This window comes from Chroococcidiopsis sp. CCNUC1, from assembly GCF_023546805.1.
Classification (GTDB): Bacteria; Cyanobacteriota; Cyanobacteriia; order Cyanobacteriales; family Chroococcidiopsidaceae; genus Chroococcidiopsis; species Chroococcidiopsis thermalis.
In genome coordinates this window covers 3,278,986-3,301,711 of the sequence record NZ_CP097480.1, presented here as the reverse complement: position 1 = coordinate 3,301,711, position 22,726 = coordinate 3,278,986, and the positions used below count along the sequence as shown (strand labels likewise).

Here is a 22,726-nt window from a genome sequence, read left to right as displayed (position 1 = left end):
CCGCTTGAACTAGATTGGCGATCGCGCGATCTTAACCGCTCCACTCAGTAACATTACTTATAAACTACAATATTTCAGGCTTTTGTTGGCGTAGCGATTTATATAATCGACCAAATAATCGACCAAGAAAAAATTCACAATTCATCTAGAGCCAGCACTCACTGTACTCAATGTATTAACTTAGAAGCAATAGTTTAGTCACAAGCATAAATCTTCTATCCAAGGGAAGAGATTGAGAAGGTCACGCATCATACCGAGAAAAAAATGCTAAATTTTCAAGAGTTTTTTACTGTTTGCGTGGGTAAATGGAAAATTGAACGGACTTATCATTATCTATTAGCAGAGCAGGTAGAAAAGTCGTATACCGAATATGATGTGACTACCTTAGAATTAGCGCAAAAACAGCAAATTCTCTCTATTTCTGCCTTAAATGGAATTAAAGTCGATCTAGCAAGAGTTGACGCAAATAGTTCATTACCAGGATTTGCGATCGCCTTTAACACTCGTTCGGAAACTGGGGAAACTCTATCAATGAGCCTGCAAGCTTTATTCGTACCCGATACCTACGTTACTTCAGATACGGTAATTCAGGAAATTCCTCCACCAACAGCCGCCGCAGCTGATTCCACAGCAGAAACGATTCGGGGTTTTTATTTACGAGATGAAGGCTATTCCGAAGCAGGGGCGATCGCCGGACGTTTCACTTACCAACCCACGCGCCAAACTCTAGAAATGACAACCTACTACAAACGTTCTGTAGCAGTGGATCAGATGCGTATTGTCACCCCCGATTTACGCTTGCGTACCATCATTACCTACCAACGCCCTGCCAATATAGAAGAACCACCTAGTATTATCGATTTGGTTGGTTTCGGGGTGGAACGGAAGCAACCAGCTTAAGGAAATGGATCGTAGGTCGTTTTTATTCGGTACGGGAACGCTATTACTCAGTCAGTTACTCGCAGGGTGTAACACCCAAGAACGAGCCAAACTGCGCGTGCAATTACTCAAAGGTTCGCTTCCCAATCAAGTTTTGCAGAAATTTCGGACAAAGATGCAGCAGACTGCTAGTCTAGAATTCGCCTCAGTGGAACAACTGAGTAGCTTATTCGATCGCCTGCAATCTTGGCAGCAAAACAATCAAAAGCCAATAGAGGAAGATTGGCGATCGCAACTTCCCCTCCCTTCATGGCTTAAACCTCAAAATCCCAACCCTGCCAACTTAGTAACTGTGGGCGACTACTGGCTTGCAGCAGCAATTAGGCAAAATCTAATTCAACCTTTAGATCCGACACAACTATCTCAATGGTCGCAGTTACCGAATCGATGGCAAGAATTAGTTAGGCGTAATCAAGCAGGACAATTTGACGCAAAAGGCAATGTTTGGGCTGCTCCCTACCGTTGGGGTTATACTGTCATTGCTTACAATCGAGATAAATTCCAGTCTTTAAACTGGAAACCGCAAGACTGGGGAGACTTATGGCGAGAAGAACTGCGCGATCGCATTTCCCTACCGAACCATCCCCGAGAAGTTATCGGCTTAACGCTCAAATACCTCGGCAAATCGTATAACACGGAAAACCCGAGCCAAGTTCCAGATTTAACCGCCCAGTTGAATCGCCTCCAGCCGCAGGTCAAACTTTACAGTTCGGATACTTATTTGCAGCCATTAATTTTGGGAGATACGTGGTTAGCTGTAGGCTGGTCAAACGACATCATCCCTGTGATGCAACGCCACCGTCAGATTGCGGCGATAATTCCGCAGTCTGGAACTTCACTGTGGGCAGATCTCTGGGCAAATCCGATACAGGCAAACAGCGATCGCGCTTTAGAATACCAATTGATTGATTTTTGCTGGCAACCCCAGATCGCTCGACAAATTCTCCTCTTCGGTAGGACAAATTCACCGATTCCCCTCCAGATCGATCCCGACAACATTCAAGCAGAACTACGCCCTCTCCTAGTACCCAATGATAATATTCTGGACAAGAGCGAATTTTTGCGCCCCCTAGATCCAGATGCAATTCAGCAGTATCAAGCTTTGTGGCAGGGAATGAAAGAGAAATCGTAAAGTCAAAAATCAAAAGCCGGAAGTCAAAAGCCGGAAGTCGAGAGCGATAAACAGTAAATGCTCCCTCAGCCCTCTTTTCTCCCTCGCTCCTCGCTCCTCACACCTCACTCCTAAATAAAACATCAGCCACACGACAAACATCATGCATTTCTTTGACATCGTGGACGCGCACAATATCTGTACCGTTAGCGATCGCCCCGCAACAAGCTGCTGCCGTTCCCCAGACTCGTGCTTTCGGGTCGGGTTGCTCTAAAATATGACCGATAAAACTTTTCCGCGATGCTCCAACTAATATGGGACAATTCAGAGCGCGAAATTCTGACAAACGACGCAGAATTTCGATACTTTGATGGTATTTCTTGGCAAAACCAATCCCGGGATCGATAATAATTCGAGCAGGATCGATCCCAGAAGCGATCGCATTTGCAACGCGACTTTCAAGAAACTGATAGATTTCCCCAATTAAATCCTCGTAATCCGTCAGTTGTTGCATTGTTTGCGGCGTACCGCGCATGTGCATGAGGACAATTGGTACGCCCAATTTTGCCACCGTAGCCAGCATTTCTGGGTCAAACACTCCCCCAGAAATATCGTTAACTATATCCGCTCCCGAGGCGATCGCCGCCCTAGCTACAGCCGCTCTAGTCGTATCTACAGAGATCGGCACGGAAATTGCAGGACGCAACAATTGCACCACCGATAGTACCCGCTCTAATTCTTCTGCTACAGAAACTTCTATCGCCCCTGGACGAGTTGACTGCCCGCCAATATCAATAATATCTGCACCCGCTGCTACGAGACGCTGCGCTTGCTCCAAAGCCGCGCTAGGGCGATCGAACTCACCACCATCGCTAAAACTATCAGGCGTGACATTCAGCACCCCCATAATATAAGTACGCTTGCCCCACTCAAAAGAGCGATCGCGAATAACCAAAGAACTTTGGACAACCATTTTCACTTAAAAATTTTTGAGAAGGATCCCCCTACAAACCACGGAAACCCTTCCTATCTTTGCGCCTTTGCTACGCCAGTCACCTCAACGGGGGAACCTCCGCACGGTGCTGGCTCGTCTTTGCGCGACATTAATCCAATAATTTTTTGCACGAACGATGGATAAGGGCGGGTTTATTGAAATCTTCGCCTAAAAACAGAGATTTTTGGTGAAACCGCCCCTACAGCACAACACTACTTGTAATTGACGATCCGCGCAAAACCATCTGGCTCCAAACTCGCACCCCCAACCAAAGCACCATCAATTTCTGGCTGTGCCATAATTTCGTCGATGTTGTTGGGTTTCACAGAACCACCGTATTGAATCGGTACATTAGGATTACTCAACTGACTGCGAATTAAACCGATAACGCGATTGGCTTCCTTGGCTTCACAAGTATCTCCCGTACCAATTGCCCAAATTGGTTCGTAGGCAACGATCAAGTTGTGCTGGTCGATATCTACCAAATCTTTTTGCAATTGCATAGAAATCAGGGATTCAGTTTCTCCCGCATCCCGTTGTTGCTTCGATTCACCTACACATAAAATTGGGGTCAGACCGAAACTTTGAGCTGCTTTCAGCCGTAAATTTACCGTTTCATCAGTTTCGCCAAAAAATTGCCGTCGTTCGCTATGTCCAATAACAACATAACGCACGCCAACTTCTAGCAGCATGGGAGCAGAGATTTCACCCGTATAAGCCCCTGACTCTTCCCAATGGACGTTTTGCGCTCCTAGCTGTACTCTCGTACCGTGCATATTCTTCGACATGATGCTTAAGTCCGTAAAAGGAACGCACAACACCACTTCTCTTTCTGGAGGAGTTTCCACCAGGTAAGGTAAAAATCCCAGTAAAAACTCTTGGGATTCTGCCTGGGTCTTGAACATTTTCCAGTTGCCAGCAATAACTATTTTCCGCACGGGCGATCGATCTTTCCTAATGACACTACAAATCGTTTACACCAGTTTACAGTTATCAGTTACCAGTTACCAGTTATCAGCGAACAGGGTGTGGGGTGTGGGGAATTGGTAGTTGGTAATGGGTAATAGGTAATTGGTAGTGGTGCGTGAAGAAGGGGTGTGGGGTGTAAATTTTGAATTTTGAATTTTGAATTCTCCCTTGTCCCCCTTGTCTCCCTTGTCCTCCTTGTCTTCCCCTATACCCTACCTCTCATAGAAACGCTCGAACTTTGGAGTCGATCGCGACTTCCAGGTGGATTGAACTGAGAGACTGATTGGAGAGCCAATAGCGCTTCACCTACGGTGTAAAGGCTAAACTGGTTGATGTTTTGTGCCATAAACTCTACATGATTAACAAAGGGATTGAGGAAGGCATACATGGCTTTTTCTTCCTTCAATTTTGCCGATAACCTAACCAAGCAAGCATATGTAGGAATTTCCGCTTTTTGTGGAATGACTGGTTCTCCGTTGCGCCCGTAATAATATGTATTGAGGTTGGGCATTCGTGCTAAGGCAAAGCGGATGACTCGCTGTCCGACTTCTGGCGCTTCCTCCACGGCTCTCTCTGCTACAGTACAGGTATTCGCTAGCTTCACGACATCATTGGGAGAGAAAATCGCTAGTTGTTTGAGTTCTGGTACTAGGGTCAACACTTCAGGTTGAATGATGTCATACAACAATCCTGAAGGGGTTGCTGCTTCGCGAATTGTGGCGTAAGATTTTTGCGCCACTGACTTTAACTCGCGATCGCCCGTCACTTGAGCGACAATTTTCAATAAATCTGGGTCGTAGCCGACGAGAAAGGAGTTATTGGCAAAGGCGCGGGTTTGCAAGTTAAAATAGTTGCGGATTAACCATTTATCGTGGTCTATTTGAGCGTGACGGGTATATCCTTGCAAAATCGACATTGCCAGTTGGCGATCTGTTTCATCTCCTAATGTTTGGCTACCCAGCCACAAACTTTCTGCCAGGCGTAAAGCTTCTGTCGTTCCCGATGCATCAGCAGGCGCACCATCGCGATAACGCCAAAGCACAAATCCTTTCGTGTAAGGGTCTGATTTTTTATCGATTATCAAGTTACGAGTTGCAAAATCCCGCAAGGGAAGATATAGTCTAGAGTCTTTTTTTCCAGCTGCATAGTAGAGGATTTGGCTCAAGTCTACTGTATAGACATAGCCATCAGGTCTTGCTCCTTGTGCTTTTGCCATCAGCACTTGCAACTGTTGGTAAAGTCGCCTTTCTAGCTGTTGGAGTACTTGCCTATCTACTGGAGTTGTCTTTACCGTTCTGGGGATCGCAGCAGTGGTTGACGTAGCAGTTTGAGTGATGTCTTCTACTGTTTTTGTATTGTTGATAACGACTTCAGGCGACTGGAAAGCACAACCTGAAAGTATTGTTAGCAAAGATCCAATTATCCCCGTCAAGAGGGGACGATAAGGAGACAATGCGGAGAAGAGAGCTGAGGAGGCTGAGGCGGAAAAATTATTTTCGACTCCCGACTCCCGATTTCCAACTCCCGATTTCCAAACCTTATTTAAACCAATTTTATTAACCTTTTTATGTTTTATCATAGTCAGCTAGCGCGATCGCCTTCCTCTGATTTTGGCAAAGATTGGGCGAGCCGATCACTCGGAGAATTGTAAATATGTTTTGGTAAATTTACTAAGTCCATGAATAGTTTTTTCCCAATAATAAGGTTTGGCGAACAATTGCCATAAAGCCAGATAAGCGGCTATGGAATGGAACTGCCAATATAAAGGATTGAGCAACGCATACAATAAAAGTTTATAGTAGCGTCGCCGAAATACTGCAATCATATTCAAATATATACCTAAAGCATTGCTAATACTAAGATTAAATAAAGAAATATATAAAACCCACCCAGGAATTAAATTTTCTAACCAATAAGCACGGGTGGCAAGCCAGTAAATCAACAATACCCACAAGATCGGACTAATTAGAAAAATCAGCACCGTGCCTCCAATTAAAAATTGGTAGGCAAGCCAGCTTTTTAAGCCTAGTTTCCGTAGCGATTTAAGGGGGGCGCGATTGTGGACTAACCATGTTTGCATGTAGCCTTTAATCCAGCGCGATCGCTGCCGAACCCAGTTTTTAAACTCGCAGTTAGCTTCCTCATAAGTCGTGGAGTTAATCACCCCTACTGTATATCCCCGCTTGCTGGCACGAATTCCGAGATCTGCATCTTCGGTGACGTTGAAAGGGTCCCAACCGCCTAATTCACGCAGGCGATCGGTACGAAAATGATTGCTCGTTCCTCCCAGGGGGATCGGTAGCCCTAAAGTTTCTAATCCTGGTAATAGATAGTCAAACCAATAGGAATATTCTAAGGTAAACATCCGCGTCAAAAAATTTTCATCGCGGTTATAGTAATTGAGCGCAGCTTGGACGCAAACTAAATCCGGCGAGCCATTTCTAAAGGCATAAATTGCTTTTTTGAGTTGGTCGGGATCGGGAATATCTTCAGCATCGTAAATAGTTAAATATTCTCCTCTGGCAAAGGAAAGACCGTAGTTACAAGCTTTCGGCTTGGTTTTTGGATGGCTATCGGGAATGTAAATAAAACGAATATAGCGTGGCGGATTAGCAGCTTGGGCGGCGTTAATTGTGGCTAAATCCTTTTCTTCTAACAAGAGTAGAACATCGAGCTTTTCGTGCGGATAGTCGAGTTTACTGAGGGCATCAATTAAAATTGGTGTCACCTCTGGTTCGTTATAAACTGGGACTAAAACAGTGTATGTGGGCAAAGTTTGCTCGTCGATCGAATTCACTTCTACTTTAGTAATTTGGTGAGTGCGATCGGCGGCTCCAATTAAACTCAAAATCAATTTGAACATCACCGCACCGCCAAAGAAAATATTCAAGGCGGCGATTAAAAATGCTAGCGTATGCCACCAGTCAAATGCCAAACCCCATAAAACTATGGCAAATAAAATATAGCCAACAGCAATTTGAGCGGGGGTAAAAACCCTTGCCGCAGAGTCTTTTGGCGATCGCGCCATGAGTTGGTAAATGGCACGGCGGCTGAATTCTTGACGATAACAGGTATCGAGCATTCGCGTAATGTCATTCTCTGTCCCCAACACTTTAACCAGTTCCACCCCAGGAAATTGAGCGTAGATCGCAGCTTCTACAACTAAATCGAAGGGGTCATGCACCAAAACCATGAGGGCGTGCGGTTTAACCCAAGCCAAGGGAATGAAGCGATCGCCCATCATCACTTGCGGGTCAAAGCGGTGCATGAGTTTTAAGTCGATTTGCCTAATTCCCGCCCCGGCTAAGCGAGAAAAAATGCTCAAACCTGTTAGCAGAGAAAGGACTTCTACATAGTCAATCGGTCGCAAATAATTCAAGCGCGGCAGAATTTCTCCCAATGGCGATCCGGTACGCTGTTGAATCGCTTGGGCTTCCTGCCATTGTGCTACCGTCAATCTACCCTTGTCGAGTAGTTCCGCAGCCAGGTTTTCCTCAAATACCAAGCTGAAAATTTGGTTTTCGGTAGCGAGAACTTCGTAAATTTTGACCTGCGACCAATGGCTGCGGATCGCTTGCCTAATCGCAATATTATTCGGTTCTTCTACGGCTACCACTAGGGTATTGCTGTCCTGCCAAGCGCAGGGAAAAAAACCTAACTCCCGCAAGTACGCTGGCTCAAAAGTTTTGGCAATGCTAAAGTCGAGGACGCTGCCAGAGACGACTAACCAATCTGTGAGTAAGATGTGTCCGCTAATAGTGCCGATCAGGTGCAAAAACTCTGCCTGTGTCAGAAAATTCAAGCTCCATAAGGCTTTACCTAAAGAACAAGAAATTTTTGCTTGTAAATCGATCGCCTTTTGTAATTGTTCCGAGGTCAGACAACCCGACTCTAGAAGTTTAGCCTCAATTTGGGGTTGAAAATCCCTCATAGTTTTTTAGCTTTTTCAACTGGATTAGCGGCTGTAGCTGTAGCACCAGGCGATCGCCCGACGCGCTGATAAATTCGCCAAGCAACGAATCCCCCCAAGATCAAACCGACTACAATTAAAGGGTTGACGTAACGCTGCCAGAAGATTTGCCAGCTTCTCGCCCCTGGGTAGTTAACTTGCAGAGTGCGATCGCCCAAATCCCAAATTTGGACTCGTCGCGAGTCGGTGGCGGTGACGACGTTACCATCTAACTGGCTGGCTAACAAAGTGCGCGGGTCGCCCAAAGCTTGTCCTAACTGTTCTGCCATCGCTGGCTCTAGCCCCCACCAACTCAACCACAGGGTAGGTGTATTTTGATAGTTAAAATATTGGAGAATTCCAAACGGATCTGTAGGTTGAGCTTGCAGTAACAGCTTTTGATTGACGGGGTTGAAAATTTCAAACGTGCCTTCATTCAGCCGTACTGGTGCTGGGAGAGCGTGAGTTTGAGGCGCGATCGCCATGAGTCTCCACGTTGGGGGTCTGTCGAGTTGATCTTTGGGTAAATTCGACCAATCTCGAACAGATGCCGCATCTACCAGTTGAGGAAACACGGGTTGCTGCCCCAAGCGACTAATCGCTCCTAATAGATAAGCTGTTGCGGCTAGTAATGAGGGTCTAGAAGTATCGATAACTAACTGTCCCGGTTGCAAAAACACATGGGGTAAATCGCTTAAAGTCCCTGTCGGACCTTGGTAGCCGCTCCAACTCAAAAACGACTCCCGATCGAGTTGAACGATCACTTCACCCGTGGGTTTGTTTGCTCCACCGCCTTCGTTGGGAGCGTAGGCAAACATCACCTCTAGATTATTCGTCCGCTGTAGTAGGTTAGTCGGCAAAGCCAGGGTTGTTTTTAGAACGGTCTTATCTTGAAGATTGTAAGACTGGATTAAGGTATTGTTAAGGTAAACTTGCGCGGTGAGGCGCTCTCCCTGCTGTCCGTAGGTAGGGGTAAAAGTGGCATTCAAGGCGAGATCTAAATTTTGCGGTCTTCCCCCCAGTTGAGCTAAGTCGAATTGTAGGGGCAATGATTGCGTTCCCGCAGACATGCGGATGACGCTGTTGCGAACGCCAAGTTCTTGAAACGAACGGCTTTGGATATTGGCTCTCGGTCTAAAGGTATCGACGCTCTCTAGCGTTAAACCCCGCCCTACTAAAGCTGGCTGATAGAAATCTGCGGCTAGAGACTGTACGGCTCTGGGATTTGCCCGCACCCGCAATACAGTTCCCCGTCGCTCCACATCAGGACCGTTCGGGTCGTTGTGTAGCACAACTTGCGCTGAACCAGGCGTAGCGGGAGCTGTACCCCAACGCCAGAGGATCGGAATTTGATATTCGCGAAACTGGTAGGCTAAAACGCTGTACAGCCACAAGGCAACTTCGGCGCGATCGCGATTCAGCTGGTTGGGAACGACGAGATCGATTTGCTTGTAGAAAGACTTGAAGAAGCCATCAATACTATTATCGGTATACTGTGGCGTAATTTGGAAAAAACTATCTTTATTGACTTTTAAAAATAGATTACCTGTAGGTATATCTCGGCGGGTATCGTTAGTGATGAATAAATAGGGCTGGATCGATACATTAATATACGATTCTCCGGCAGGCAGAGGTGGTATAGGTAGCTTGACAACCGGATTTGCTAGCAGCGATTTGACAGAAATAACTTTCATCGGCTCGCCATAGACGAGCAACCGCACGGAAGAATTCTCGTTGAGTACCGATGAGGGTTCCAGCTTTAGCTCCATGAAACTCTTACTAGGGTCAAGTCCACCTCTAGGCGCGGGAACGCTGATTTCAACTGCTGGATTGACTCCGCTCAGGACGATGGAACGATTATAACCGAGCGTTTTTAGGGAAATGACTTCTGCTGATTGAGCTAGCACGGTAGGAGTAACTCCCAAACACAAGCACAAAGGCGCGATCGCGCTTAGCCCTAATTCGATCGCAGTGCGGCTATTTTTCCTATTCAAGACTTTTCTCCTATCGGTCGCACAATCTCTCACAAAATTTTTAATCTTCGCTAATTTTCGATCGGTTGGCACGATCGCCTGTTGATTTTTTGTATGTTTTACCAGTTAAGAAACACTACTCATAATGGCTTGTCTCAATCGACATAAAGTTATATAAAAATAATTCTAATAAGTTGGACAAGTGGCTTATAATATGGGTCTGCAACAGATTAACAAGCAATTCAGCTATTAAATAATAAATAGGCAGTCAAAGCAACTACCCAAATATAACAATCTCACTGCGTTTGCCTCGACCGAGCGATCGCCTTCCTTGGCTCTGTACGATAGGGTACGCATAATAGTCTGAGCGTAGGCTATGGGTCTGCATAAATCTGGGTTTGTCTATCTGTGGGTTTGTCTAACAAAGTCTTCAATTAATTCTTCTGACTCCTGACTCCTGGTTGTCAAAATCTAACAGGCAACATAGATTGAGATAACAAGGTAGATTGCTATATAACTTTTAATTGGTTGATTGTAAAAACATCACTGACAATTATAGTTCCGATTTTGTTTCCAGTTTTCCAGTTTTAAGACCGAGCGACCGCTTCACCTTTAGCCTAGATCGAGCTACAAATATTCGCTCGATAGAGTATAAATAACTACTCAAGGTATGGTATAAATAAAAACAGTGACTCAAAGATATGGGCAACAAATTATGTCACATTTCTAGTTAGGAGCTTTGCCTGAGTCCATATATACGTAGAGTATATGCATGAACGTGCAGCATATGAAAAAACATAACTACTTAATACATGCAGGCTGGAGCAAATGGCAACAGTTAGATCGAGTATATCGAGAAAAAAGTAGGTGGCAAGTCAATAGCAGATGGATCGATCCTGCTGCCTCCTGCACGAACAGAGGAATCATGAGAAGGGAAGGTCTGAGTCTTGCCATCAGAATTTCCCATCCGATCTCTGGGAATTCAAGGTAAGTAGAAGCCCGCTCCGATTGTATCTCCTTGCTCTGCGCTTGCTGCACGAGTTGCAACAAGAACCAATAGTTTCATTAGCACGGTCAAATGAATTGGACGCGAGATAGCCGCGACCGATTAACGTAAATAAATGAACTATCTTTGGTCAATTCCGACATGCCTAATCTTTTGAAAGGGCTAAGTGCAGGGGCAATTGCTCTGATCGGGCTGGGTCTGATTTTGGCTTGGCTAGATATGAGTGGCTTTTCTAACTACGACACAGAGTTTCTGGGAGCAAAAGCACTGCAAGCCCTCAATGGAGCTGAACCCCGATATCGGGCGATCGTGTCCATTTTTCCGCCGTTACTGGTCTATTCCACGTTGATTGTTGGTTCGGCGATTACCTTGCAAGCCTTGCTAGGGGCGATCGCAGTCGGGTTAATTGTCTGGCAGATGGGCAATATTGCCGTTCCTGCGATTTGGCGTAGCGTTTGGACTGTCTTAATTGTCTTGAACCCCGCTTTTAGCTTAATGCTACTGCGAAGTCCAGTTTGGGTTGCCGTGACGATTTTCTTGATGCTGCTGATGGCAGTGCTATGGATGTTGGCGAAAGGGCAAGAAATACCATCGCTACCGACTACCTTACTCTTAGTTCTATTAGGACTGGGATTAGCGCCCCTAATGCTACTGCGTTACGAAGCGTGGCTAATTTTACCCGCAGTCGCCTTAATCGTTCTGCTGTTATTTCCTACCGAAGCTTGGGATTTTAAAGTAACGGCAATCTTAGTCACCCTATTCATGAGCCTCGTCCTGATTGCGACGTGGTTGTATATGAACTGGATGTTTACTGGAGATGCCTACTATTTTCTCAACAGCCATTACAGCGGGATGAGATTAGCAGAAACTAAAATCTTCTTGCAACAAGAGGATTTTTTGAATAGTTGGTGGCAGAGCTTCGCTTGGCTAGTACAAGTCGTGCCTGTATATTTAGCGATCGCGGGTTGGACGATCTGGAAATCGAAACAAAAGCTGTTATTTACAGCAATTTTGCTATTGCCAGTCATGCTTTTAGTAGCTGGATTTTTTCAGGGAGCCTTTATGGCAGAGGTCAGCCGCTTTGGAGTTTTCTTAGGAATTCTACCAGCGATCGTCCAACTCCAAACCCCAACTCAACTCTGGCAGCGTTCCTTGCTGACAGCAGCTTTAGTCGCCAATTTGGCGATCGGTGCGTCTTTCTTACAACAAGATCGGGTCATACCAGAAGAAGCTATTTTCTGGCGACAGATCTCTCGTCAAGAACATTTGACTACAATTCCAGTACAACAATGGCTGCAACAAAAACAGGCACAAAGACAAATTGCTGAGGTGTTGTACAAAAAACTTTTACCAGGTCAAAAAGTATTGCTTGACGATGCAGTTAACTTTCCAGTGATTTACATGCTCAATGATGCTAGCTACTTTATATTGCCCTATCAAAACGAGTTTTTCTTGGCTTTACAACAACCAGATTTGCTGACAGATTATATTTTGATTCCAGGGGTGCAGACTCGCGGTAGCGAGCAAGACCGGATTTTATCTTATTGGCCTCAACTAACTGAAAGCACACTGCAAGATTTTCAGGAGGTATTTGGCAACCCACACTATAAGCTTCTGCAACGCCTTAGCCCACCATGAACCGCTATTCTCGTCGTCAATATTTGCAAGGTTTGTTTGCCACTTCGATGCTGCTAACATTTTGCGATCGCCGTTTTGCTGGCAAAGAGCCAGTATTGCAAGCAGGCAACGCTACCCGTTGGCATCTTGGTGTTGGAGCAGATCCGGCTCAACTTATAGGAGAGATTAAAGCAAACCCCGCCGTGCGAGAATTAGTTCAAGCTTGGTCGCCCGATTTTCTCACTGGGTGGCTCAACTGTGTTAATGGGAAACAAGGCGATTTGAGTTTCTGGCGAATTTGGCATCGTCAAGGGTTGCTATCAGCTTGGTTTTCTGCTGGTTACAGCTTGCAAGTCATTACCTGGGAAGATGATACTAAACTACCTACGGGAGACTATCACATCTCCCAGCAATACTTAGAAGACTTGGAAGAATTAGCTGGATACATTCGTAAAGCCAATCCTAAAGGCAGACAAACCTACTGGACGCTAGCAACTGAATTTTCCTACTGGCGCGTACCCGCAGATACGTATAACGCCCAAACCGAAAAATACTACCAAAAACTGATGCAAAATCTTTTGCAGGCGAGGGCAATTATTAAGCGTCAGTTGCCTAGTGCTTGGGTAGCTCCCAGTTGGGGTGGATGGATTGTGACGTTTGATTTTCCTAACAAGGGTAGCGGTAGAAGCATGATTCCCCCTTTTGCCCAGATGATGCAGCAAATGGATGGTGTTGCTTTTCAATCGATGCGACCCAGACCAGCAGGGGAATTTAACCCAGAAATTCAGCGTCCAGACCCAGGCAACCCCGAACAAATTCGCCAGTGTTGCGAAATTTTTTCCAAATACCGCAAATCCTTGATGGTGTCGCACTACGAGCCTTCAATTAAAGAATTTCATCCCAATGGGGGTCGTGCCGATACGGTGACGCGAGACTTTGCGATCATGGCACAACCGAGTTGGTTAAAAACAGTTTCTGACATGGGACTAGATAAGTTTTCTTTAATGCACTACGGTTTGTACAAGAATAATCCCTATAATGCCCTAGATGCCGCAAAGACTTTTAAAGGAGTCATACAGGAGGGAGAATGGGCTTTAGGGTAAAGCACCTCAAAGGAGCGATCGCTACAGTGTTACTCAGCGGAGTATGCGCGATCGCAGAATCATTGCCAAGTTTAGCAGGGGGATTTACTCAACCAAAAAACTTCAACTTCACTTCCCTCAGCTATAGCAATTTCGATACCGACACTTTTCACAAACAAGAAATTCAGTTTTATCTAGAACATGGTTTACAAGACAATTTGACCTTGATTTTCAAATCACCCTTTGCTTGGTCGAAAAATGACGACAGAGGCGGAGATGAAAATTCAGGCTTTGCACCTCAAGAAACTGGTATTCGCTGGCGCTTCAACCGCGATCCCTACTGGGCAACAGCCTTACAAGCTAATATCATCGTGCCTTTAGGTTACGATGCTGACGACGATCCTTCCGGGGCGGGGAATCAAGATGTTGGCTTAGAAGTGAGTTTACCCGTCAGCCGAGGCTTTCAAGTTGGCAAACAGCGTTTTGGTTATGGAACTGTAGAAGTCGGCTATCGCGATTATTTTGGCTCGTCTAGCGATGAGTTGCGTCTCACTGGAGAACTCAGCGTCGATATATTGCGTCGGTTCGCCCTCGCAACCCAATTTTACGGGATTTATCGCTTGCGAGAATCAGATAACGAAGATTTTTCCAAAATCGGCGGACAGATGCGTTGGGGTGCAAATGACAATTTAACTTTGTCTGTAGGTGGTTTTAAAAACTTAACTGAATTTGGTGGCAGTTTTGAAGCTCAAATTTGGTATACATTCGGAGCTGGGAAAAAGGCAGAATCAGAAACACCTACGCCCCCTACAGAACCAAAATCACCGTAAAGAAAGTCAAAAGTTGAAAGTCAAAAGTCAAAACGTTATCGTATTGATGCAACAAACGGTTAAATTAATTTTGGTGGAGCGATCGCTTATGAAATTAAGCTAGTTAACCCGATACTCTAACTCAGTTTATTTTAACTTTTAGCTTTTGACTTTTAACTTTCATATGAATTTAACTAGAAGGCAATTAATTCAAGCTGGATCGTATGCAGCGATGGGAGCGATCGCCACTCATTTACTACCTGCTAATAGTGCAGCTTCCGAACCTTTCTATGGAATTAATGCTTTCTATCTTTTGACAGAAAGCTATCGGAAAGCAAAGGAAAATCCTCAAGCTAATCTACGTCAAACTATCCGCAAATACCTGCAAGACGAACTGGGATTAGCGAGATTACGCGATCGCAGTAAAATTAATGCAATTCGGTTTCTTGCTGGTAATAACTATCCCTCAGACAAAAGACAAACTGTAAAAAAGGGAGTCAATCGACCGTTTCATTTTGATGCCATGCTGTGGACGACGGCTCAACAAATGGATCGTCGAGTGCTAGATGTTTTAGACGCAATGATGCAGTCATTAGCCGAAATGGAATTCTATATCGTGCCTGTTTTGGCTAACTATTGGATCGAGTACGGTGGTATTCTTAGATATTTAGAATGGGTAAGCAAAATCGAGCGAGAAGAATGGTTTGACGCTTATTGCAACCGCAAAGATGAAGAATATTATTTGAAATATAGCCTTGATTTTTATACAAGCCCAGCAATTGAAAAATTATTTCAAACTCACATTCAACCCGTACTTCAAGTTTGTCGAAAATATTCTCAAGTGGCAATTCTCGATATTATGAACGAACCACGGGGTAAGAATCGCTACAGTATGGAGAATCAAAAGATTGAGAACAATTTATATTCTCATCAAATAGTGGCTCAGTGGTTAAATCGTCAAGCTAGTTTTGTGAAAAGGAGTTTGCCAAAAGTTAATATTACTACAGGTGAAGAGGGTTGGTTGAATTCTCCTATAGACTTGCAATTAAATTATCTCAAAAACGAAAGCCAGTATTATGAAGGAATCGATCTAAAAACTAATCTGTTTGCGCCAAATAGTACTTTGACAATGGGAAGCATCCACATGTATACCCATGAAGCAGTAGAATTTAACAAACCTAACGAGTGTGGTAGACGATTCCGCGATCGCCGTGGTTGGGATTATTTACTACAACCAGATCGCCCCCAGACTCCCGAAAGTTACGTAAAAATGGGAGAAGAATGGATAAAATCTCGTGCTACTGTATTTGGTAATAAACCTTGGTATTTAGGAGAAATGGGCTGGTGTCGCTGTCAGTCAAAGACAGATCGTTCTCCTCTCCCAGCTACTGTATTACAAAAAGAACGAATTCCAATTTATCGAAACTGGGCAAAACAGGCTTTTACATTGGGCGCAAAAGGCGTATTTTTGTGGGAATTAGCAGGGATAACACACCGCGATGAATTTTACGCCATGAACCTGAATCAAATTATTGACGTATTTCCACGATGAAACAGTGACTGGTGGCTAGTGGCTAGTGGCTGGAGATCGGGGGAAAAAGAGAGCTGAGGGAGCAAGAAAATTCAAAATTCACCACTCACTACACCCCACACCCCACACCCTGATAACTGGTAACTGATAACTGCCAAATGTCTACCTACAATACCATCTACAACATAGTGCGCCAAATTCCTAGAGGAAAAGTAGCCACCTACGGACAAATAGCAGACTTAGCAAATCTCTATGGTAAAGCTCGTCTAGTCGGCTATGCTCTTTATCGCGTAGATAAAAACTCTGATATTCCCTGGCAGCGAGTGATTAATGCAAAAGGCGAAATCTCCTATTCACCTCTGCGACATGGTGCAGACTACTTGCAAAAATCGTTGCTAGAGCAAGAAGGAATAAAATTCAACTCAGCCGGAAAAATCAATCTCAAAGAATATCTGTGGCATCCTTCTAGAGACATGCTGCATGGAACTATCTTAAGTTCTCTCGATCTATAGAAATTTATAATCGTAAGTATTTGAATTTCTGAATAGTACAAAAGACACCACGTATTGCAATTGAAAGGAAAAGCTAGAAATAGTACTTGCACAGCATAAACCGTTCGCGATCGCCTTTCTCATTCAAACTTAGCAAGCACCAAAATCAAAGATAATTGTTAAACAATCTTTGGTAAGATTGCGGAAGTTTGAATTAAATTTAAAATTATAGGGCGCTCCCCCGTGAAGCTATACGTCTATCACACTCCAGAATTAGTACCTGGAGACTGCAACCCAGATTGTGCGATCGCCGTAGACGTACTCAGAGCCACGTCTACTATAGCAACTGTCCTAGCCGCTGGTGGCGAAGCCGTTCAAGTATTTAGCGATCTAGAACAACTCATGCACGTCAGCGATAAATGGTCGCCAGAAAAACGACTGCGGGCAGGAGAACGAGGCGGGGGAAAAGTTGCAGGCTTTGACATGGGAAACTCCCCTCTCGACTGCACCCCAGAAAAAGTTGAAGGTAGACGATTATTTATTAGTACAACAAATGGGACTCGCGCCCTACAAAAAATCGAGAATGCTCCAACTGTAATGGCAGCAGCTTTGATCAATCGGGCAGCAGTAGTAAAGTACGTGTTAGAAAAACAACCAGAAACAGTCTGGATTGTCGGTTCGGGTTGGGAAGGCAGTTTTTCATTAGAGGATACAGTTTGTGCGGGGGCGATCGCCCATAGTTTATGGGAGAAGACTAGCTTACCAATCGAAGAAATAGCGGGTAACGATGAAGTCATCTGCGCGACTGCGCTATTTACCCAATGGCAAGATAAGTTATTAGAGCTAATGCACCAAGCCAGTCACGGTAAGCGGTTGTTACGCCTAGACTGTCACGAAGATCTAAAATACTGCTCTCAGACCGATATATTAAACGTGGTTCCGATCCAAAAAGAACCTGGGGTTTTAGTCAAGCTGTAATTGATGCCAACACTGATTCTAACTCCACGTCACACAGCAGACACACAGGAGCGAGTAGTAAGTAGTGCATGAAGAAGGGGTGTGGGGGAGCCAGTGCGGTGCGGGGGGTTCCGCGCCCTGAAGCAACTAGCGTTGTAGGGTGTAGGGTGCGGGGAATTTTGAATTTTGAATGCGTGAATTTTGAATTGCTCCCTTGTCCTCCTTGTCCCCCTTCGCCCCTAATCCCCATTCCCTTCGGTCGCGGGGAAGAGCGAGTTCCCCCTTGTCCTACTTCCTGCTCCCGACTCCCGACTCCCTGTTTTTCAGAAAAATTAAAAGCGATCGCAGCAGCCAGTTGCCAATTGGGAATGCTAGATTGGCAGAGATTTAATCTAAAGTTCAGGTTAACTAAACTTAATCTTTATGTTGCAGCGACGATCTTATGCTTTTGCCGCTGGGGTATGCTTATTTGTTGCTCTACTGGGTGTACCGCTAATAGTTGCTAACTACAATAACTACCGAGAAAACGGAATTGCTCTGCTGAGACCGCAAGGAAAAAACGGCTTAGATATTCCAAAATCAGGAGTTTTATCCCTAGTTTCTCTTTCTCCCAGCGAGAGAGCAGGACGATTACAAGCGATCGCCCAACAATCTAGCTCTCGCGAGCGCAGCCGCGCCCGTTACCTTATAGCGAGCGACCTTATCATACAACGGCAAGGCGACAAAGCGATCGCGGTTTTGCAAGATTTAGAAAAAGATTATCCCGAACTAGCGGCTCATATCGCCCTCAAACGCGCCCAAGCCTATTCTTTGACGGGAGATAAGGTAAGAACTCAAGCCGCTTGGCAAGACTTACTCCAGCGCCATTCTAAAAGTCCGGTAGCAGCAGAAGCCTTGTTCGTGCTGGGGAAAAACGAACCGCAATATTGGCAAGAAGCGATCGCCCTATTTCCCAGCCATCCCCGCAGTTTAGATATTGCCCGTTTGCTACTCCAAGAAAATCCCCAGCAGCCGCGATTGCAGTTACTTTTGGCGCAATATGACTACCAGAAGCCGGAGATCGTCCCTGTTTTAGATCGCTTAGTCAGTCAGTCGGCGGCGCAACTCAAACCCCAACATTGGCAAACAGTCGCCCAAGCTTACTGGGAGAATCGGGAATATGGTAAAGCTGCTGTCGCCTACGCTAAATCGCCTCGTACCCCCCGCAACGTTTATCGCTGGGGCAGAGGATTGCAATTGAGTACCAAACAAACAGAAGCTATTTCTGTTTACAAACAACTAGTAGCTGCTTATCCCAACGCAGAAGAATCTGGAATGGCGCTGATGCGATTGGCGCGGATATCCAAACCGAAAGAAGCTATTTCATATTTAGATCGGATTGTCAATCGTTTTCCCAAACAAGCAGGGGAAGCATTGGTAGCAAAAGCAAATTTACTCGACAATCTGAATAGTAAGCAATCTGCTGCCAAAGTCCGACAATTATTATTAGATAAATATAGCGATTCAGATGCCGCAGCGGAATATCGCTGGCAAGTCGCACAAGAAAAAGCTGCAAAAAAAGATTATCAAGCCGCAACGAGATGGGCAGAAGCTATTCCTCAGCGCAATTCCGAACATATTCTCGCACCTAGATCGGCTTTTTGGATCGGGAAATGGGCACAGAAATTAGGCAAAAATGAGGATGCTAAAACTGCTTTTGAATATGTTTTGAGTAAGTTTCCCCAGTCTTATTATGCGTGGCGATCGGCTACACTTTTGGGTTTAGATGTTGGTGATTTTACAACTGTACGTCAGATAAACCCCGATTTTTCATTGCCTCAACGTGTCCTTCCGCTTGCTGGTTCTCCTGCTTTAAAAGAGCTTTATCAATTAGGGCAAGATGCTGATGCTATAGCTTTATGGCAGGTAGAATACAGCAATCCAGAAAAACCAACTGTAGCCGAACAATTTACCGATGGTTTAATGTATTTGGCGAAGGGAGAAAACTTAATTGGTATTAATGAAATTTCCACTTTAGAAGACAGAGATATTCCCTTAGAAAAAGCAGAATATCAAAATTTGAGTAAACAGCTAGGCTATTGGCAAGCACGTTATCCTTTTCCTTACTTACCATTAATTCAAACTTGGGCGCAACAACATCAGCTCAATCCGCTTTTAGTCACGGCTTTAATTCGTCAAGAATCACGTTTTGAACCGACAATTCGTTCTGTAGCTGGAGCAGTAGGATTAATGCAAGTAATGCCTGGTACAGCTCAATACATAGCAGAAAAAATTAATGTATCTGAGTACAATTTAGAAAATCCCCAGGATAATATCCAACTAGGAACCTGGTATATGGATTACACCCACAATCGGTTTGATAATTATTCATTGTTGGCGATCGCGAGTTACAATGCTGGTTGGAGCAACGTAGAAAAATGGTTAAAGCGTTTCAATACTCAAGATCCCGATGAATTTGTGGAATCAATTCCTTTTGGAGAAACGCAGGGATACGTGCGTCAAGTATTCGGGAATTATTGGAATTATCTGCGATTATACAACCCACAAGTTTCTCGATTAGTTGCTAAATATTCTGACGTGCATCCGTCGATGTCAATTGATGTAGCAAGTAATTAGATCCTCCTAAATCCTCCTTAAAAAGGAGGACTTGCCGAATTTAAATCTTAAATTTAACTTTTCAAAATATTTGATAATAGATGTAAATGTTTACGCAGTTTAGCAAAACATTAGCCTTATCTATTGTACGGCGATTGCGATCGCACACCAGATGGTAATCTGGTGAAATTACTGTTGGAGTGAAAATAGGTTCGAGGATAAATTTGCTCTAGGCGATCGCAAATCTAGGCTAATTTTGGCATGAGTAAACTTACGAAAAAGACATCTCAAATTATTGGTGCATTACTAGTGTTTGCTGTAATTATCTCTTTGCCTGCTAGCGCACAAACTGAAAATCCGCAACAGCTTATTGATTTTAGCAGAATGCAAGAACAAGAACGAAAAAATTACATTCTGAAAGCTTCAAATCATAGAATTGAAGGTACTGTAATTATAGACGATGCGAGTGAAATAAATTTGCTGTTTGGTAACATCTCGAAAAATACTGAAATTGAATTGATTTCTCCCAACAGCGAACGTTTTTCTAAGCGTACTCAGAATAATTCCAAATTTCAAAGTATCTTTTTTTCATTTTCTCCAGATTCAGAATCGACAGTCTTACAAATATTTAAACTCTTTAACCCTCTACCTGGAAAATGGAAGTATGTTATTCAACAAAAAGTTTCTACCGACGCACAACAAGATATTAAATTTACCTTATTAACAGATAGTACTATTTTTGCGGGTATACAAGGTGCTAGAGAAGAAAATTGGTTAAATAGCAATATTAGATTAGAATTAGCTGCTTTAGAAAATAGAAATCCGATTCAAAAAATTGCAATTAATGCTGTTATTCAAAGACTGGGAGATCGAACGTTACAAAAGCACCCTCTTCAATTCCGCGACGATGGCTTAAATGGCGATCGCGCTGTTAATGATGGTATATTTACCACATCTATCAAAGCTAGGGAACCCGGAGAATTTCTGGTAAATGCAAATATAGAAGGTAAAACCTCAAAAGGCAATTTATTTCAGCGTCACGTTTTTACAGATTTCAAAGTTATTCGCAGAACTGCTAGACTTTTAAAATCGTTTAGCGATCGCGGTATCGATACTAACGGCGATGGATTATTCGATCGCATTGTCATATCTCCTGCTATTCGCGTCTTAGAAGCTGGAGAATACTTTATTAAAGTGACTCTCAAGGCTAGTAATAGCGAATCATTCTTTCAAAATACAAGAGTTAAGTTACCAATTGGTAATGTCAGTCCTGAAATCGAATTTGATACCGAAGATATTAAAGAATATTTAAAAGTCGATGCTCCCTACCAGGTGAGCGAGGTATTTTTAGAAGGAGATGCCTACGCTCTCAAAGATCGAGTTATCAACTTAGGCAACACTAAAGCTTACAAAATAGCACAGTTTCAACGAGAAGCAATTCTATTAAATGGTAGTGCTAAACCTGTAGGGATAGATATAAATAATAATGGTAAATTCGATTATCTTGATGTTACAATACCTGTAAATTTCCTGTATAGTGGTGCTTATAAATGGAGTGCCTCACTCGCAACAAAAGATCGCACTGTTATCAATCTAGCAGCGGGAGAAGGTTCATTTGCGGCTGGAGACGCGCAACTAAAACTCAGATTTAATGGTGCAGCCATTGGCGATAAAAAACTTCCTCCGCCATACATTATTCAAGGTTTTATTGTGTACGGTGGTAGTAGATCTTTAAATACAGATGACGATCTTCCCATTCCCAGCTTTACGGCGGCTCAATTTGAAGGATTTATCCCAGATCGAGAACCACCAAAAATCAGTTTTAGCGTAGAACCTACTATTTTAAAACCAGCAGACGATCGCCTAGTAGAAATAAAAGTTAACGCGCAGGTAAGCGACAATATCGATCCGAATCCATCACATAGGATCGGCTCAATTACAACCAACGATGGACAAATTGTTCGAGGCGATCGCTTAACCTCAGAAGATATTGAAATTAATTCAGATGGACGGGTTTTTCTAAGAGCAAAATCTAAAAACGGACAACCGAGAATTTATACGATTACTTATACCGCTAGAGACAGTGCTGGCAACTTAACTCAAACTAGTGCAGAAGTCAAGGTTTCACCAGAAGATAAATAAAGCTACACTTTTGCTGTTTCTCGATTGGAATTAGCGCTAAATTCAGAAACTACATAAGCATTAAATAATTCTCGTTCCTTCGTTGGCAATCGACGCGGACGCTTAGTTTCTCGATCGATGAATAGTCCTTTTTGCTGTGCTTCTGCTATCAACGTATTGTCACCATTAAAAAAGCGAAAATCTAGTATGGCAGATGCAGCTCTGAGTTCGGAAAGCCATAACTCTAAGCGCACGCGATCGCCTAAATAGAGAGGATTTTTGTAAGTAATATTTGTTTGAACCAATATAGGCACAAAACCGCGTTCTGCGATCGCGTGAATTGGCATTCCTACCGCTTCTAACAACTTAGTCCTTCCAATTTCCATCCACTGCTGATAAACAGAATTATTCACATGACCGACAAAATCGATCTGATAGGTGTAAATCTCTAAATCTAAACAAATCTTCTTCATTTCTTTTATTCTTTGCGCCTCTGCGTCTTTGCGCGACCAAAATCTTCTTAACTCACTAGTGACAAGATATCGTAGTCACCAGCCAGTGACAACAGGACAATTTTTCGAT

The 22,726-nt window shown here is 43.9% G+C and carries 17 protein-coding genes; 10 read left to right on the top strand and 7 right to left on the bottom strand.

The features are described 5' to 3' along the window. Positions 1-264: 264 nt before the first annotated feature. On the top strand, positions 265-900 hold the full coding sequence (locus M5J74_RS15480) for a phycobiliprotein lyase (RefSeq protein WP_250012271.1): 636 nt from the start codon (positions 265-267) through the stop codon (positions 898-900). A 4-nt stretch (positions 901-904) separates the two neighbouring features. Next, the gene (locus M5J74_RS15475) at positions 905-2,071 is read left to right on the top strand and encodes an extracellular solute-binding protein (RefSeq protein WP_106216389.1); all 1,167 of its coding nucleotides are present in this window, start codon (positions 905-907) and stop codon (positions 2,069-2,071) included. 97 nt (positions 2,072-2,168) lie between these two features. Here M5J74_RS15475 and folP read toward each other — a convergent pair whose 3' ends face one another. The 5 genes from folP to M5J74_RS15450 form a co-directional block, all read right to left on the bottom strand. Continuing rightward, positions 2,169-3,023, bottom strand: coding sequence for a dihydropteroate synthase (gene folP / locus M5J74_RS15470; RefSeq protein WP_250012268.1), 855 nt, complete (start codon positions 3,021-3,023; stop codon positions 2,169-2,171). A 233-nt stretch (positions 3,024-3,256) separates the two neighbouring features. Next, on the bottom strand, positions 3,257-3,982 hold the full coding sequence (tpiA, locus tag M5J74_RS15465) for a triose-phosphate isomerase (protein WP_371933966.1): 726 nt from the start codon (positions 3,980-3,982) through the stop codon (positions 3,257-3,259). A gap of 236 nt (positions 3,983-4,218) precedes the next feature. Beyond that, complete coding sequence (locus M5J74_RS15460; RefSeq protein WP_250012262.1) at positions 4,219-5,592, bottom strand: hypothetical protein; 1,374 nt, start codon at positions 5,590-5,592, stop codon at positions 4,219-4,221. A 54-nt stretch (positions 5,593-5,646) separates the two neighbouring features. Then, positions 5,647-7,944, bottom strand: a complete 2,298-nt coding sequence (locus tag M5J74_RS15455; protein ID WP_015154970.1) for a glycosyltransferase family 2 protein — start codon at positions 7,942-7,944, stop codon at positions 5,647-5,649. Then, positions 7,941-9,956, bottom strand: a complete 2,016-nt coding sequence (locus M5J74_RS15450; RefSeq protein ID WP_250012260.1) for a cellulose biosynthesis cyclic di-GMP-binding regulatory protein BcsB — start codon at positions 9,954-9,956, stop codon at positions 7,941-7,943. Before M5J74_RS15450 ends, M5J74_RS15455 begins: the two co-directional genes overlap by 4 nt. 1,126 nt (positions 9,957-11,082) lie before the next feature. On the opposite strand from M5J74_RS15450, the gene M5J74_RS15445 reads away from it, so the two are divergent. The 6 genes from M5J74_RS15445 (at position 11,083) to M5J74_RS15420 (ending at position 17,449) form a co-directional block, all read left to right on the top strand. Beyond that, entirely contained in the window at positions 11,083-12,579 is a 1,497-nt protein-coding gene (locus M5J74_RS15445) for a hypothetical protein (RefSeq protein ID WP_250012249.1), read from the top strand. Continuing rightward, a complete protein-coding gene (locus M5J74_RS15440; protein WP_106216386.1) occupies positions 12,576-13,661 on the top strand; it encodes a hypothetical protein in 1,086 nt (361 codons plus the stop codon). The genes M5J74_RS15445 and M5J74_RS15440 overlap by 4 nt, the downstream gene beginning before the upstream one ends. Then, the gene (locus M5J74_RS15435; RefSeq protein WP_106216385.1) at positions 13,646-14,470 is read left to right on the top strand and encodes a hypothetical protein; all 825 of its coding nucleotides are present in this window, start codon (positions 13,646-13,648) and stop codon (positions 14,468-14,470) included. Before M5J74_RS15440 ends, M5J74_RS15435 begins: the two co-directional genes overlap by 16 nt. Positions 14,471-14,633: 163 nt before the next feature. Beyond that, positions 14,634-16,001, top strand: coding sequence for a cellulase family glycosylhydrolase (locus M5J74_RS15430; protein ID WP_106216384.1), 1,368 nt, complete (start codon positions 14,634-14,636; stop codon positions 15,999-16,001). 137 nt (positions 16,002-16,138) lie between these two features. After that, positions 16,139-16,492 (top strand): MGMT family protein, encoded by a 354-nt coding sequence (locus M5J74_RS15425; protein ID WP_106168447.1) that lies wholly within the window; start codon positions 16,139-16,141, stop codon positions 16,490-16,492. A 222-nt stretch (positions 16,493-16,714) separates the two neighbouring features. Continuing rightward, positions 16,715-17,449, top strand: a complete 735-nt coding sequence (locus M5J74_RS15420; protein WP_106216383.1) for a 2-phosphosulfolactate phosphatase family protein — start codon at positions 16,715-16,717, stop codon at positions 17,447-17,449. Here M5J74_RS15420 and M5J74_RS15415 read toward each other — a convergent pair. After that, positions 17,439-17,678 carry a hypothetical protein gene (locus M5J74_RS15415; RefSeq protein WP_250012246.1) on the bottom strand — a complete coding sequence of 80 codons (240 nt, stop codon included), beginning with the start codon at positions 17,676-17,678 and terminating at the stop codon, positions 17,439-17,441. The genes M5J74_RS15420 and M5J74_RS15415 overlap by 11 nt on opposite strands. Before the next feature lie 173 nt (positions 17,679-17,851). Here M5J74_RS15415 and M5J74_RS15410 point away from each other — a divergent pair, with 173 nt between their 5' ends. Next, positions 17,852-20,044, top strand: a complete 2,193-nt coding sequence (locus M5J74_RS15410; protein ID WP_250012243.1) for a transglycosylase SLT domain-containing protein — start codon at positions 17,852-17,854, stop codon at positions 20,042-20,044. Between the two features lie 240 nt (positions 20,045-20,284). Then, positions 20,285-22,165: a choice-of-anchor X domain-containing protein gene (locus M5J74_RS15405; protein WP_106216381.1), complete on the top strand. Its 1,881-nt coding sequence runs from the start codon at positions 20,285-20,287 to the stop codon at positions 22,163-22,165. Between the two features lie 2 nt (positions 22,166-22,167). Here M5J74_RS15405 and M5J74_RS15400 read toward each other — a convergent pair whose 3' ends face one another. Continuing rightward, positions 22,168-22,617: a thioesterase family protein gene (locus M5J74_RS15400; protein ID WP_106216380.1), complete on the bottom strand. Its 450-nt coding sequence runs from the start codon at positions 22,615-22,617 to the stop codon at positions 22,168-22,170. Positions 22,618-22,726: the final 109 nt, after the last annotated feature.